At 72.8% G+C, this 13,021-nt stretch carries 14 protein-coding genes and 1 tRNA gene; 9 read left to right on the top strand and 6 right to left on the bottom strand.

What is annotated here, in order from left to right; genetic code table 11:
* Window positions 1–9 precede the first annotated feature (9 nt).
* Together ACQP12_RS31325 and ACQP12_RS31320 are read left to right on the top strand one after the other, a co-directional pair.
* Complete coding sequence (locus tag ACQP12_RS31325) at window positions 10–972, top strand: EamA family transporter (RefSeq protein ID WP_433283621.1); 963 nt, start codon at window positions 10–12, stop codon at window positions 970–972.
* Window positions 969–1,667: an HAD family hydrolase gene (locus ACQP12_RS31320; RefSeq protein ID WP_433283620.1), complete on the top strand. Its 699-nt coding sequence runs from the start codon at window positions 969–971 to the stop codon at window positions 1,665–1,667. The genes ACQP12_RS31325 and ACQP12_RS31320 overlap by 4 nt, the downstream gene beginning before the upstream one ends.
* Before the next feature lie 219 nt (window positions 1,668–1,886).
* On the opposite strand, the gene ACQP12_RS31315 is transcribed toward ACQP12_RS31320, so the two are convergent.
* Together ACQP12_RS31315 and ACQP12_RS31310 are read right to left on the bottom strand one after the other, a co-directional pair.
* The gene (locus tag ACQP12_RS31315) at window positions 1,887–3,065 is read right to left on the bottom strand and encodes an endonuclease domain-containing protein (RefSeq protein ID WP_433283619.1); all 1,179 of its coding nucleotides are present in this window, start codon (window positions 3,063–3,065) and stop codon (window positions 1,887–1,889) included.
* Between the two features lie 337 nt (window positions 3,066–3,402).
* The gene (locus ACQP12_RS31310; protein ID WP_357941637.1) at window positions 3,403–4,050 is read right to left on the bottom strand and encodes an IclR family transcriptional regulator; all 648 of its coding nucleotides are present in this window, start codon (window positions 4,048–4,050) and stop codon (window positions 3,403–3,405) included.
* A gap of 62 nt (window positions 4,051–4,112) precedes the next feature.
* On the opposite strand from ACQP12_RS31310, the gene cysS reads away from it, so the two are divergent.
* Both cysS and rlmB read left to right on the top strand, forming a co-directional pair.
* Window positions 4,113–5,528 carry a cysteine--tRNA ligase gene (gene cysS, locus ACQP12_RS31305; RefSeq protein ID WP_433283618.1) on the top strand — a complete coding sequence of 472 codons (1,416 nt, stop codon included), beginning with the start codon at window positions 4,113–4,115 and terminating at the stop codon, window positions 5,526–5,528.
* Window positions 5,528–6,649 (top strand): 23S rRNA (guanosine(2251)-2'-O)-methyltransferase RlmB, encoded by a 1,122-nt coding sequence (gene rlmB / locus ACQP12_RS31300; protein WP_357941633.1) that lies wholly within the window; start codon window positions 5,528–5,530, stop codon window positions 6,647–6,649. The genes cysS and rlmB overlap by 1 nt, the downstream gene beginning before the upstream one ends.
* Window positions 6,650–6,707: 58 nt before the next feature.
* Here the strand turns inward: rlmB and ACQP12_RS31295 are convergent, their stop codons facing one another.
* A complete protein-coding gene (locus tag ACQP12_RS31295; protein WP_357941631.1) occupies window positions 6,708–7,799 on the bottom strand; it encodes an ABC transporter ATP-binding protein in 1,092 nt (363 codons plus the stop codon).
* Window positions 7,800–8,164: 365 nt separating this feature from the next.
* Between ACQP12_RS31295 and ACQP12_RS31290 the strand changes: the two genes are divergently transcribed.
* Window positions 8,165–8,241 (top strand) — tRNA-Thr (locus ACQP12_RS31290).
* A 26-nt stretch (window positions 8,242–8,267) separates the two neighbouring features.
* Here ACQP12_RS31290 and ACQP12_RS31285 read toward each other — a convergent pair.
* Both ACQP12_RS31285 and ACQP12_RS31280 read right to left on the bottom strand, forming a co-directional pair.
* Entirely contained in the window at window positions 8,268–8,768 is a 501-nt protein-coding gene (locus tag ACQP12_RS31285; RefSeq protein ID WP_433283617.1) for an HIT family protein, read from the bottom strand.
* A gap of 9 nt (window positions 8,769–8,777) precedes the next feature.
* Complete coding sequence (locus tag ACQP12_RS31280) at window positions 8,778–9,416, bottom strand: TetR/AcrR family transcriptional regulator (RefSeq protein ID WP_433283616.1); 639 nt, start codon at window positions 9,414–9,416, stop codon at window positions 8,778–8,780.
* 140 nt (window positions 9,417–9,556) lie between these two features.
* Between ACQP12_RS31280 and ACQP12_RS31275 the strand changes: the two genes are divergently transcribed.
* Together ACQP12_RS31275 and ACQP12_RS31270 are read left to right on the top strand one after the other, a co-directional pair.
* The gene (locus ACQP12_RS31275; RefSeq protein ID WP_433283615.1) at window positions 9,557–10,294 is read left to right on the top strand and encodes an SDR family NAD(P)-dependent oxidoreductase; all 738 of its coding nucleotides are present in this window, start codon (window positions 9,557–9,559) and stop codon (window positions 10,292–10,294) included.
* A gap of 69 nt (window positions 10,295–10,363) precedes the next feature.
* Window positions 10,364–11,050: a TMEM175 family protein gene (locus ACQP12_RS31270; RefSeq protein ID WP_433283614.1), complete on the top strand. Its 687-nt coding sequence runs from the start codon at window positions 10,364–10,366 to the stop codon at window positions 11,048–11,050.
* An 89-nt stretch (window positions 11,051–11,139) separates the two neighbouring features.
* Here ACQP12_RS31270 and ACQP12_RS31265 read toward each other — a convergent pair whose 3' ends face one another.
* On the bottom strand, window positions 11,140–11,604 hold the full coding sequence (locus tag ACQP12_RS31265; RefSeq protein WP_357941605.1) for a carboxymuconolactone decarboxylase family protein: 465 nt from the start codon (window positions 11,602–11,604) through the stop codon (window positions 11,140–11,142).
* Window positions 11,605–11,746: 142 nt separating this feature from the next.
* On the opposite strand from ACQP12_RS31265, the gene ACQP12_RS31260 reads away from it, so the two are divergent.
* Window positions 11,747–12,598, top strand: a complete 852-nt coding sequence (locus ACQP12_RS31260) for a sigma-70 family RNA polymerase sigma factor (RefSeq protein ID WP_433283613.1) — start codon at window positions 11,747–11,749, stop codon at window positions 12,596–12,598.
* A complete protein-coding gene (locus ACQP12_RS31255; RefSeq protein WP_433283612.1) occupies window positions 12,595–13,017 on the top strand; it encodes a helix-turn-helix domain-containing protein in 423 nt (140 codons plus the stop codon). Before ACQP12_RS31260 ends, ACQP12_RS31255 begins: the two co-directional genes overlap by 4 nt.
* Window positions 13,018–13,021 lie beyond the last annotated feature (4 nt).

Raw genomic sequence — 13,021 nt, 5'->3', positions numbered from 1 at the left:
GAGCTGTCGATGCGTGAACGGCCCGGCGTCGGCCTCGGCCTGGCGCTGCTCTCCGCGCTCACCTTCGCCACCTCGGGCACCTTCGCCCGACCGCTGATCACCGGCGAGTGGTCCGCCGAGGCGGTGGTGCTCGCCCGGGTCGGCATCGCCGCGCTGGTGCTCGCCGTGCCCGCCCTGCTGGCACTGCGCGGCCGGTGGCCGGTGCTGCGCCGCAACGCCGGCACGCTCGTGGTGTTCGGGCTGCTCGGAGTGGCCCTGGCCCAGGCGTGCTTCTTCAACGCGGTCCGCTACCTGCCGGTCGGCGTCGCGCTCCTGCTCGAATACCTGGGCATCGTGCTGGTGGTCGGCTGGATGTGGCTGGTCCACGGCCAACGGCCCCGGCTGCTCACCGTGGCCGGTTCTCTGGCCGCCCTGTGCGGCCTGGTGTTCGTGCTGGACCTGACCGGCGCCGGCAGCCTCGACCCGGTCGGCGTCCTCTGGGGGCTCGGCGCCGGGGTGGGGCTGGCCGGCTACTTCGTCATCGCCGGACGGGTCGATCCCGCGCTGCCGTCGGTGGTGATGGCCAGCGGTGGCATGGCCGTCGGCGCCGTGGTGCTGCTCCTGCTCGGGCTGGTCGGGGCGCTCCCGCTGCACGCCGGCACGGCCGACGTGAGCTTCGCCGGGCACGAGATGAGCTGGCTGGTGCCGATCGCCGGCCTGTCGCTGATCGCCGCGGTGGTCGCCTACCTCACCGGCGTCGCCGGGGCCCGGCTGCTCGGCGCGCGGCTCTCCTCCTTCGTCGGGCTGACCGAGGTGATGTTCGCCGTGCTGATCGCCTGGCTGGTGCTGGACGAGCTGCCGAGCACCGTGCAACTGCTCGGCGGGGCGCTCATCGTGGCCGGTGTGGCCCTGGTCCGGGTGGACGAGCTGCGCTCCGCGCCGGAAGCCGTCCCGCCGGCCCCGGCCGAGCCGGCCCTGACCGCCGAGCGATGAGCGGACCGCCCCGCGCCGTCGTCTTCGACGCCGACGAGACCCTGGTCGACCTGCGTCCGGCGGTCACCGGTGCGCTGGCGGCCGTGCTCGACGAGATGCGGCGGCGGACCCCGGCGGCGGCCGGGGTGTCGCTCGCGGACCTGGAGGCCGACTGGGGCGCGGTCTTCGGGGCGCTGAGCGCCGCGCCCGTGCAGGAGATCCGGCGGGCGGCGCTGGCCCGGTCGCTGGCCCGCGCCGGGCTGGACGCCCACCTGGACGAGTTCGCCGCGCTCTTCTTCGCCCGCCGGTTCGCCCTGACCCGGCCGTTCCCGGATGCGCTGCCCGCGCTGGCCGCGCTGCGCCCCCACCACCTTCTGGGCCTCGCCACCAACGGCAACAGCCGCGCCGAGCGCTGCGGACTCGCCGGCGAGTTCGCCTTCGAGCTGTACGCGCACGAGAACGGCCTGCCCAAGAAGCCGGCGCCGGACTTCTACGCCGCCGTGGTGGCGGCCGCCGGGCTCCCCGCCGAGCACGTCGTGTACGTGGGGGACTCGCCGGAGCACGACGTGCTCGCGGCCCAGCGCGCCGGGCTGCCGGCGATCTGGCTGAACCGGGGCCGCCTGCCCCGCCCGCGGGGGCTCGCTCCCGACGCCGAAGTGTCCACTCTGGCCGACCTGCCCGACGCGCTCGCCCGTCTCGGAACGGCGAAAGCCTGATTGCGGTCTATACCGGACGGTCGTCTGGCGAGACCTCCTCCCGTGCTGTGGGATGACTGCCACGTCCCTCAACGAGAGGATCTGATGTGGTGAGAAAGCGCTTCACCGCCAGCGCGACCGCAGCCGCGCTGGCACTCACGGTGACCGGACTGGCCGTGCCGGCGCGGCGTGGCGGCGTCTGGAGTTCCCGGAGCCGCCATGTCGGCGTCGGGCCGGGCCTCACGGCCGCCAGCCCCGGGCCACCAGTGCTGCGCGGATCTCGCGGACCAGGGCCGGGAACTCCCGGTGCAGACGGCGACCGGTCACGTGCAGCACCAGCCAGCCCGCCGCGACGAGCTGGTTGCGCCGGTAGCGGTCCCGAGTCAGCTGATCCGAGTCGGCGTGCCACTGGCCGTCGTGCTCCACGGCGACACGGAACTGCGGCCAGGCCAGGTCGGGGTGCAGGACGGTCCCCGAAAGACCGCGCACCGGGTGCTGCGCCACCGGGCGGGGCAGGCCGGCCAGCACGAGCCGGACCCGCAGGTGCGACTCGGGCGGGGACTGCGCCCCCGGGTCGGCCAGGCCGAACACCCACCGTGCCCGCCGGCCCCCCGGTCGTCCGGCGCTCCGGTCGGCCACCTCGGCGAGATCCGTCCGGCTGACCAAGCCCATCCGAAGCAGGGCGTCGATGATCCCCACGGCCCGCACCGGGTCGGACCAGACCGCCGTCTCCCAGGCGCAGGCAGCCGGCGCGCTGCGGAGCAACCTGCCTGCCCCGCTCGGTAGGCCGGACCCACCGCCCACCCCCACGGGACCACGGGCCGCCGATCCGGCAACCGCCTTACCCAGCCCGGCGGCCCTGCCGTCCCGGCCGGGCGTGGTGCTCCACAGGCCGATTTCGTGGCCGTCTCGACCCGGCGTGGTGTTTGCCGAGGACACCCGCAACGAGCTGGCCGTGCTCGCCGGGCCGGTGGCGGGGCGGTCCGGGCCAGGGATGGTGCCGACCGCGCCGGCCGGGCCGCTCGGGCCGAGGCCGGCGCTGGCCGAGCATGCTGCGACGGCGGCCTGGGGCGACGACGGGGCCTGGTGCACCCGGACGCCGGGCTGGGCATCGGCCCGGACCGTCGCCGGCAGCAGGACGTGCACGTCGTCCCGGAAGCCGGCGGCGTGCTCGACCCCGAGCAGGTACGCCGCCGACGGCCCGGCGAGCAGTGTGCCTGGCGGCAGGCGGAGCAGCGCCCCGCGACAGGCCAGCGCGTGGTCGCGGTCGAGACGGGCGTCGGCGTAGACGTCCTGCCGGAGCCGGATCCAAGAGGCGCCCCGGAGTTGGTGGCGGGTCAGCAGGCCGCGCCGGATCACATCCGAGCCGCGGAAGACCTGCCAGGCCAGTTCGGGCGGTCGATGAGGATGAGGTGGCATGCCGACCAGCCTGGCTGCGACGGACTGGCACCGGGCACCCCTGTGGACAACCCACAGGTGCCCACGACCGATGGCCTGTGGACAACCACCACCGCCCTCGACCGCTGTGCTAACGGTAGGCGGCTGACGAACGAGCGCTGCCGCCACCCCAGGGCATCGCCACCGTGCACCTGGCCAGTTGTCGGGCCAGGGGGCGGAGATCCCAACCACCGCCACAACGACGAGCGCCCTTGCTCGGGCGTCGTCTCCAGCTCGCCGATCTGGCGGTATCCGCTGCCCGCCGACACCGCCACCTCGCCGTGCTGGCGAGGTGACCCGCCGACCGCCGGCGGCCGCCTCAGGACAGCGCCGCGGTGATCGACTCGGCGGCGGCGGCAACCTGGGTGCCGACCTCGGTGACGTCGAGCGGGGTCAGCGAAACCACCCCGACGCTCGCCTCCAGGCCCGGCACGCCGAGCACCGGCGCGGCCACCCCGTACGCCCCGGACTGCAGCTCGCCGCTGGTGCTCACCGGGGCGGTGGCGCCCGCGCGGCCGGCCAGGATGGCCCGTCCGGCCGCGCCCCGCTCCAGCGGGTGCCGCGATCCGGTCCGGTACGCCACGTGGAACGAGGTCCAGCTCGGCTCGACCACCGCGAGGGCCACCCCCTCGCCGCCCTCGACCACGGTCAGGTGGGCGGTCGCCCCGGCCTGCTCGGCGAGCCGGCGCAGCGCGGGCAGCGCCCCCTCGGCGAGCAGCGGCTGGGCCCGCCGGGCCAGGTGCAGCACGCCGGCGCCGAGCCGGAGCCGGCCCTCGCCGTCGCGGCGCAGCATGCCGTGGTCGGTCAGCGCGCCGACCAGCCGGTAGACGGCCGCCCGGCCGATGCCCAGCCGGTTCGCCGCCTCGGTGACGGTCAGCCCGCCCGGCGCGTCGGCGACCAGGTGCAGCAGGCGCAGCCCCCGGTCCAGGGTCTGCGCCGTCTCTCCCGCACGTGCCGCCGTGTCCACAGCACGCAGCGTACGACCGGCTCCGGGATACCTCGAAATGCGCGGACGGCTACCCTTGTACGGTGACGCTACGCCTGTATGACACCGCCACCCGTTCGGTGCGGGACTTCGTCCCGCGGGAAGCCGGCAAGGTGGGGGTCTACCTGTGTGGTCTCACCCTCCAAGCCCCGCCGCACATCGGCCACCTTCGTTCCGGTGTCAACTACGACGTGCTGCGCCGCTGGCTCACCGCCTCCGGTTTCGAGGTCACCTTCATCCGCAACCTGACCGACATCGACGACAAGATCCTGGTCAAGGCGATGGAGCAGGGGCGGTCGTTCTGGTCGATCGCCTACGCCAACGAGCAGATCCTCACCAACTCCTACCGGGCGCTGAACGTGCTGCCCCCGACCTACGAGCCGCGGGCCACCGGTCACATCCCGGAGATGCACGAGCTGATCGCCCGGCTCGTCGAGACCGGGCACGCCTACCCGGCCACCGACGGCTCCGGCGACGTCTACTTCGACGTGGCCTCCTGGCCGGCCTACGGGTCGCTGTCGGGCCAGTCGCCGGAGGACATGCAGTCCGCCGGGGACGCCCCGGAGCGGGGCAAGCGCGACCCGCGTGACTTCGCGCTCTGGAAGGGCGCCAAGCCGGACGAGCCGGCCGACGCCTACTGGCCCTCGCCGTGGGGCCGGGGGCGGCCGGGGTGGCACATCGAGTGCTCGGCGATGTGCTGGCGCTACCTGGGGCCCGAGTTCGACATCCACGGCGGCGGCCTCGACCTGACGTTCCCGCACCACGAGAACGAGATCGCCCAGTCGCAGGCCGCCGACCTGCCGTTCGCCCGCTACTGGGTCCACCACGGCCTGCTCGGCATCGGCGGCACCAAGATGGGCAAGTCGCTGGGTAACACCCTCGACCTCGACTACGTGGCGTCCCTCGGGGTGCGCCCGGTGGAGCTGCGCTACTACTACGCCGCCGCCCACTACCGGTCCCGCATCGACTACTCGGAGGACGCGCTGCGCGAGGCCGCGGTCGCCTACCGGCGGATCGAGGGCTTCGTGCAGCGGGCCACCGAGCGGGTCGGCGCGGGCCAGCTCGGCGAGCTGCCCGCCGGCTTCGTGGCGGCGATGGACGACGACCTCAACACGTCGGCCGCCCTGGCCGTGCTGCACGAGGTGGTCCGGGACGGCAACACCGCCCTGACCGGCGGCGACGATGTGACGGTTCGCACCACGCTGGCCGCCACCCGGGCGATGCTGGATATCCTCGGCGTCGACCCCCTGGACCCGGCCTGGACCGGCGGCGGCCGCGCGGACGACCTGCGCGGCGTGGTGGACTCCCTGGTCGCGCTCGCTCTGGAGCAGCGTGCCCAGGCCCGCAGCCGCAAGGACTGGGCCGCCGCCGACGCCGTACGCGACCAGCTCAAGCAGGCCGGCGTGGTCGTCGAGGACACCGCCCAGGGCCCGCGTTGGACTATTGGAGAGCAGGACTGATGGCCGGCAACTCGCAGCGCCGTGGCCGGCGACTGACGCCGAAGGCGGGTGCCCAGAAGGGCTCCGGCGGCAAGAACAAGGACTCCCTCGCAGGTCGGGGCCGCACCCTCCCCGCCGACGAGCGGCCCTGGCACAAGGCCTACTCGGGCACCGAGAAGCTGCCCCAGCGCACCGCCTGGAAGCAGGACAAGGAGCGCCGCGCGGCGGCCGAGGAGGGGCGTGCCCCCAAGATCGGTCAGCCGGGCACCAAGGACACCACCTGGGGCAAGGGTGGCGGCCGGGGCGTCCCCGCCGCCGCGAAGGGCCGTGGCGGCAAGCCTGCCGGCCGGTCCGGGCCGCGGGTCGCACCCGGCCGCAAGTCGAACCCGGTCAAGGACAGCCCGGAGCTGCTGGTCGGGCGGAACCCGGTGCTGGAGTCGCTGCGCGCCCAGGTGCCGGCGACCGCTCTCTACACGGCCCAGGGCATCGACATCGACGACCGGGTCAACGAGATCATCCGCACCGCCGCCGACCGGGGCATCGCGATCCTCGAAATCAGCCGGGCCGAGCTGGACCGGATGACCGGCGGCGTGCTGCACCAGGGCGTCGGCCTCCAGGTGCCGCCGTTCGCCTACGAGCCGTTCGAGGACCTCATGGCGGCGTCGCTGGAGCAGGCCGCCCCGCTGCTGGTCGCGCTGGACGGGGTCACCGACCCCCGTAACCTCGGCGCGGTCATCCGGTCGGCCGCCGCGTTCGGTGCGCAGGGCGTCTTCGTACCCGAGCGGCGGGCCGCCGGGATCACGGCGACCGCCTGGCGGACCAGCGCCGGCGCGGCCGCGCGGGTGCCGGTGGCCCAGGTCACCAACCTGACCCGCTCGCTGAAGGCGTGCAAGGACGCCGGCTTCATCGTGGTCGGCCTGGACGCCGACGGGCAGACCGACCTCTACGACCTGGAGGCCGCGGTCGGCCCGCTGGTCGTGGTGGTCGGCTCGGAGGGGCGCGGGCTGTCCCGCCTGGTCGGGGAGACCTGCGACCTGACCGTGAGCATCCCGATGGTCTCCGACGTCGAGTCGCTCAACGCCAGCGTCGCCGCGGCGGTCACCCTCGCCGAGGTCGCCCGCCGCCGCTCCGTCGAGGCGTAACGACAGCACGAGAAAGGGGCGGTCCGCCGTGGCGGGCCGCCCCTTTCTTTCGCGTACGTCAGATCCGGTTGCCGGTGGCGGCGTGGAAGACGTGGCTGCGGCCGGTGCGCGGCTTGACGAACACGGTGTCGCCCATGTTCGGCATCGAGCGCCGGTCGGTGCGGACCACGAACCGCTCGTTGTGGCCCTCCAGCGCGGCGTGGCCGTAGACGTTGGCGTCGGAGCCCAGGTCCTCGACCAGCTCGACCACGACCGGCATGCCGCCCTCGGTCGGGCTGACCAGGTCGCAGTCCTCCGGACGGAAGCCGACGGTCACCTTGCCGTCGCCGCCCTCGCCCCGGGCCGCCTCGACCTGCTCGCGGGTCAGCGGCACGTTCAGCTCGGCGAACGCGGCGCCGCTGTCGGTCAGCGGCACGGTCTTGATGTTCATGGCCGGGGAGCCCATGAAGCCCGCGACGAAGACGTTGGCCGGGGTGTCGTAGAGCGCCCGCGGGGTGTCCACCTGCTGCAGGACGCCGTCGAGCATGACCGCGACCCGGTGACCCATGGTCATGGCCTCGACCTGGTCGTGGGTGACGTAGACCGTGGTGACGCCCAGCTTGGCCTGGAGCGACGCGATCTGCGTGCGGGTCTGCACCCGGAGCTTGGCGTCGAGGTTCGACAGCGGCTCGTCCATGAGGAAGACCTGCGGCTCGCGGACGATCGCGCGACCCATGGCGACACGCTGGCGCTGACCACCGGAGAGCGCCTTCGGCTTGCGGCTGAGGAACTCCTCCAGCTGGAGCAGCCCGGCTGCCTCCTTGACCCGCCGGTCGATCTCCGACTTCGAGGTCTTGCGCAGCTTGAGGGCGAACGCCATGTTCTCGTACACCGTCATGTGCGGGTAGAGGGCGTAGTTCTGGAAGACCATCGCGATGTCGCGGGCCTTCGGCGGGAGGTGGGTGACGTCCCGGTCGTCGATGTAGATCGCGCCGTCGTCGACGTCCTCCAGGCCGGCGAGCATCCGGAGGCTGGTGGACTTGCCGCAACCCGACGGGCCGACCAGGACGAGGAACTCCCCGTCGCCGATCTGGAGGTCGAGCTGGTTGACCGCGGGGCGTTCGGTGCCCGGGTAGATCCGGGACGCCTTCGCGTAGGTGACCGTAGCCATGGTGAAGCGCTTCCTTTCACCGGCAGGAACGTGCCGGACGATCCGAGTGGAAGGAGCGACCGGCACCCGAGGTGCCGGCCAACGGGCGGTCGACCGGGCAGCCGAGGCCAGCCGGAGTGTCGTCCGTGTCACTGCACCGTAAACGGGTTTCGCGAGCCTGCCAAGACGGGATGCGGCCGGTGGGACCGAGGGCATAACGCATAACGGTCAGGCGGGCACGGGGAGGCATCAATCTCCACGGTCCCCGGCCGGCATCGGTGTCGATCCGGTGGTGTCGAGGTCGGGAAATTGACGTTTTCCGTGCTCGGGAGGCCTGCGGAACGGGATTTCCGCCCCCCAGTCGCTATGCTGACCCCGAACCACACGCCCCTGTAGCTCAGCTGGCCAGAGCACTCGCCTTGTAAGCGAGATGTCGCCGGTTCGATCCCGGCCGGGGGCTCCATTTCCACCAGCGTTTCGCGGCGGCGTTCAGCCGTGGAGGCGACCGCGGATGTCGCGGGCGACGGCTTCCTGGCTGTCGTCGTCGACCTCCAGGACGCCGTTCTCCGCCATCACCGCGTGGAACTGCTGCCGGTCGTAGGGAATCCCCGGGGGCAGCGGTGCGAGGTGCCAGTGCAGGTGGGCGTTGCCCTGCTGGCTGCCGAGGCTCATCGAGTACATCCGCTCGGTCGGCAGTGTCGCCGCGATGGCCCGCGCGACCCGGTGCACGACGCCCTGGAAGCGGAGGAACTCGGGCGACTCCATGTCGTGCACCCAGCTCTCCAGGTGGCGCTTCGGCGCAACGAGGCAGTAACCCAGCAGCGTCGGGTAGCGGGCGAGGAAGGCGACGGTGTCGTCGTTCTCGTAGACCACGTGGTGGTGGTAGTCAGGCTCGCCGGCCACGAAGGCGCAGACGAAGCAGGGCCCTCCGCTCACCCGGCGGGCGTACTGCTCGACGTCGAACGGGGCCTTCCCGGGCTGGTTCGTCATGCGGGACGGCTAGGTCGGTTCGGGAACGTGACGTGGCAGGCGGCAGGGTGGCTGCTCCGGAAGTGCGCCGGCGTTCGGCACGTGCAGCCCGTCGAGGGCCAGTTCGAGGTAGCGGCGCCAGGCCTGCGGCTGTGCGGCCAGCAGAGGCGCCGCCGTCTGGTGGATCCCGCCGAGGAGCAGCACGACGTCCGTCCCCGTGACGTCGTCGCGGACGGCGCCCCGCTCCCGTGCCCGAGCCGTAAGGGCCTCGGCGACGTCGCAGAGGTGGTTGATCGCGTCCCGTACCTCGGGGTGTTGCAGTGACGGGCGCCCGACCACCTCGCAGAACGCGCGGTCGGCGGCGAGTGCCTCGACGCCGGTGGTCATGAACTCGCGAAGCGCCGCCGCCGCGTCGTCGGCGTGGAGGAGCCGGTCGGCCGTGCTGGTGAGCCGGTCGAGCAGTTGGAGCATGATCGCCGCGAGCAGGTCCTCCTTGGAGGCGAAGTGCCGGAACACCGTCCCCTTGGCGAGGCCGGCGCGTTGGGCGATCTCGCCCATCGACACCTCCACCCCGAGCTCGGCGAAGGCCGCGGTCGCGGCTCCGAGCAGGAGGCGCCGGTTGCGCACCATGTCCGCCCGCTGGCCCGCGCCGGCTGCTGTCCCGGTCATCAACCCCTCCCTCCCTGTGGACCCTAGCACAACATGACCGGCTGGTCAGGTTAGCTGCTACGGTTAACCTGACCGGCCGGTCACCTTCGGCTCCACCCGCGCCGTCGAAGCGGGTCGCGCAACGAATCCTGGAGGAACACGTGGGCACCACTCTGGAAGGAAAGATCGTCCTGGTCACGGGCGCGTCCTCGGGCATCGGCCGGGCCACCGCGCTCGCCCTGTCGGAGGCGGGCGCCCGGGTTGCCGTCGGCGCTCGGCGCGTCGACCGGCTGCGGTCCCTCACGCAGGACGCCCCGGGCGAGATGCTGGCCCTTGAGCTGGACGTCACCGACCGCCGGTCGGTGGGTGACGCGGTCGCGGCTACTGTGGCGCGCTTCGGCGCCCTCGACGTGCTCGTGAACAACGCGGGCGTCATGCTCAGCGGCCCGATCCTCGGGGCGGACACCGCGGAGTGGACGCGCATGGTCGAGACCAACCTGCTCGGATCGATGTACGCGGTCCACGCCGCCCTGCCGCACCTGCTCGCGTCCAGGGGCGCGGTGGTGCAGATCTCGTCCACCTCGGGCCGTACGGCATCGGCGGCGAGCGGTGTCTACGCGGCCACCAAGTTCGGCGTCAACGCCTTCGCGGAGGCGCTGCGGCAGGAGGTCACCGCGCAGGGGGTGCGGGTCGTCGTCATCGAGCCCGGATTCGTCGCGACCGAGCTGACCAGCCACCTCACCGACCCGGCCATGCGGGCCGCGGCGCGGACCATGGCGGACTCCATGCGGACCCTGCGGGCCGAGGACGTCGCCGCCGCGGTCCGGTACGCGGTCACCCAGCCCGAGCACGTCGCCGTCAACGAGATCCTGATCCGGCCGACGGACCAGACCCGCTGAGCGAGCCCGGGACGGGGACGTTTCGGTGATCGATCCCGCCCACGGTCCCCTCGCTGTTAGCGTGCGGCAGTGTCCGCAGGTCCCGAGCAGGCTCAGCCGAGCGGCCCCGCTCGCCTGGCCGACATCAACCGGCTGGCGGCGTTCAGCGACGGTGTCTTCGCCATCGTCATCACCCTGCTCGTGTTGGACCTGCGGGTGCCGGAATACCACCAGGGCGAGCTGCTCGCGTCGCTCCTCAGGGAGGGCCCGTCCTACCTGGCGTTCGTGGTGTCGTTCGTCTACATCGGCGTCCTCTGGCTCAACCACCACGCACTGCTGCGGTTGGTCCGCGGCACCACCCTCGCGCTCAGCTGGATCAATATCGCCATCCTCTTCGGCGTGGTGATCATCCCGTTTCCGACCGCGGTTCTGGCGTCGGCGCTCGTCGACGGCGACACCGACGACCTGCGGGTGGCTGTCGTCATGTACGCGCTCGCGGCGGCGCTGATGTCGGCGCCCTGGTTGGTGTTCTTCGCCTATTTGCGCCGCCACCCGACGCTGCGCGCCGGCCACGTCGACCAGGACCACGTGCACGCGCAGGAGGCTCGCCCGATCACCGGCCTCCTGCTCTACGGACTGGCCGGGCTGCTCGGCTGGATCGTGAACCCGCTACTCGGACTGCTCGGCATCATTGTCATGATCATCTATCACGGTCTCACCAGCGAAGGTCTCCGCACCGGACCGTTGCGATGGGCTCGGATCGGCCGCCGAGGCTGAGGCGCCGCCGGCCCACCATGGGTTCGGCCGCGTGCTGAACCCGATGCGGGGCGGAGGTGCGCACACCTCCGCCCCGCGCAGGTCCTCGGTCAGCCCCAGTTCTGCGGGGCAGGCTGCCGGGTGGCGGCGTTGATCCGGTTGAAGAAGTTGGTGGTGGCGATCCAGAGCACCAGCGCCGCCAGTTCCTTCTCCCCGAAGTGCCGGGCCGCTTCGTCCCACACGGCGTCCGGCACCGCGTCGGGCCGGTCAGCGAGCCGGGTCGCGTGCTCGGCCAGGGCGAGCGCGGCCCGCTCGGCGTCGGTGAAGTACGGCGTCTCCCGCCACACGGCCACCGCGAAGAGTCGCTCCTCCGTCTCGCCGTTCTTCCGGGCGTTGCGCGCCCCGGAGTCGACGCAGGCGCTGCACCCGTTGATCTGGCTGGCCCGCAGGTGGACCAGCTCCAGGGTGGTTGCCGGCACGCCGGCCGAGTGCGCCGCCTTGTAGAGGAAATTGACCGCCTTCACGGCGTCGGGGAGGAGAGCCGCCGGGTTCTGGATGCGAGCCTCGAGAGACATGTCCGTCCGTCCTGTCCTGTTACGCTGGCCGGCGTTCGCCGCGCGGCCGCTGTCGTCGTCCGTCATCCGGTTGTCGGCGCCCGGACCGGCGGCGTGACAGATGTGACCGCGGTCACCAGAGGCCGCGGGGAATGGCGAGGCCGTGAGCGACACCGACCTGTTGGTCCGCAGCTTCGAGGAGCAGCGCCCACGGCTGCGCGCGGTGGCCCACCGGATGCTCGGTTCGGCCGCCGAGGCCGACGATGCCGTGCAGGACACCTGGCTCCGGCTGAGCCGAGCCGACGTCGACGCCATCGACAACCTGCCCGGGTGGCTGACCACCACGGTCGGCCGGGTCTGCCTGGACCGGCTGCGGTCGGCCAGCGCACGACACGAGGAGGCCACCGAAGAGGCGGCGGAACCGGCCGGCGGGCGCGACCCGGAGCAGGAGGCGCTGCTCGCCGAGTCGGTCGGCCGGGCGCTGGAGGTGGTGCTGACCACTCTCGGCCCCACCGAGCGGCTGGTGTTCGTGCTGCACGACATGTTCGCCGTCTCCTTCGAGGAGATCGCGCCGGTGGTGGACCGCACCGCTCCCGCGGTGCGGCAGATCGCCAGCCGTGCCCGCCGCCGGGTGCAGGCCCGCTCGGCCGACCCGGTCACCGATCCCGCCCGGCAGCGCCGGGTGGTCGAGGCGTTCCTCGCCGCGTCCCGGGAGGGTCGCTTCGACGACCTGGTCAGCCTCCTCGATCCGTACGTGGTGATGCGCGCCGACGCCGCCGCCGTGCGGTTGGGCGGGACCGCCGAGTCGCGGGGCTCCTCGGTGGTGGCGGACTTCTTCAACGGCCGGGCCCGGGGCGCGGTCCCCGCCTTCGTCGACGGGCTGCCGGGTGCGCTGGTCGTCGTCGACGGCCGGACCCGGCTCGTGCTCAGCTTCACGATCACCGACCGGATCATCGGCATCGAGGTGGTGGCCGACCCCGAGCAGCTCCGCGAGCTGGATCTGGTGGTCGGGTGAGCCGGGCCGTCGAGGAGTCGAACCGGGCGATGCTGCGCGCCCGGGACGCCATGGACCGGGCGTACGCGGAGCCGCTCGACGTGCCGGCGCTGGCCCGGATCGCGCACGTCTCGCCGGCGCACTTCATCCGTACGTTCCGGGCCACCTTCGGCGAGACACCGCACCGCTACCTGCAACGGCGGCGCGTCGAGCGGGCCATGTACCTGCTCGTGCAGACCGACGAGCCGGTCACCGAGATCTGCCATCTGGTCGGCTTCGGCAGCCTCGGCACGTTCAGCCGGACGTTCCGCGACATCGTCGGCGAGCCACCGTCGGCCTACCGGCGACGCAAGGCGGCGGCGGTGAACGTGCCGAGTTGTTTCACCAAGGCGTGGATGCGGCCGAGCGCGGCCGCCGGAGAACCCGTCAGTTTTGGATAAGCAG

The sequence above is a fragment of the Micromonospora sp. CA-244673 genome, assembly GCF_050948395.1.
Lineage (GTDB): Bacteria > Actinomycetota > Actinomycetes > Mycobacteriales > Micromonosporaceae > Micromonospora.
Note: the sequence above shows the minus strand (reverse complement) of the source record. Positions and strands in the feature narration are given on the sequence as shown.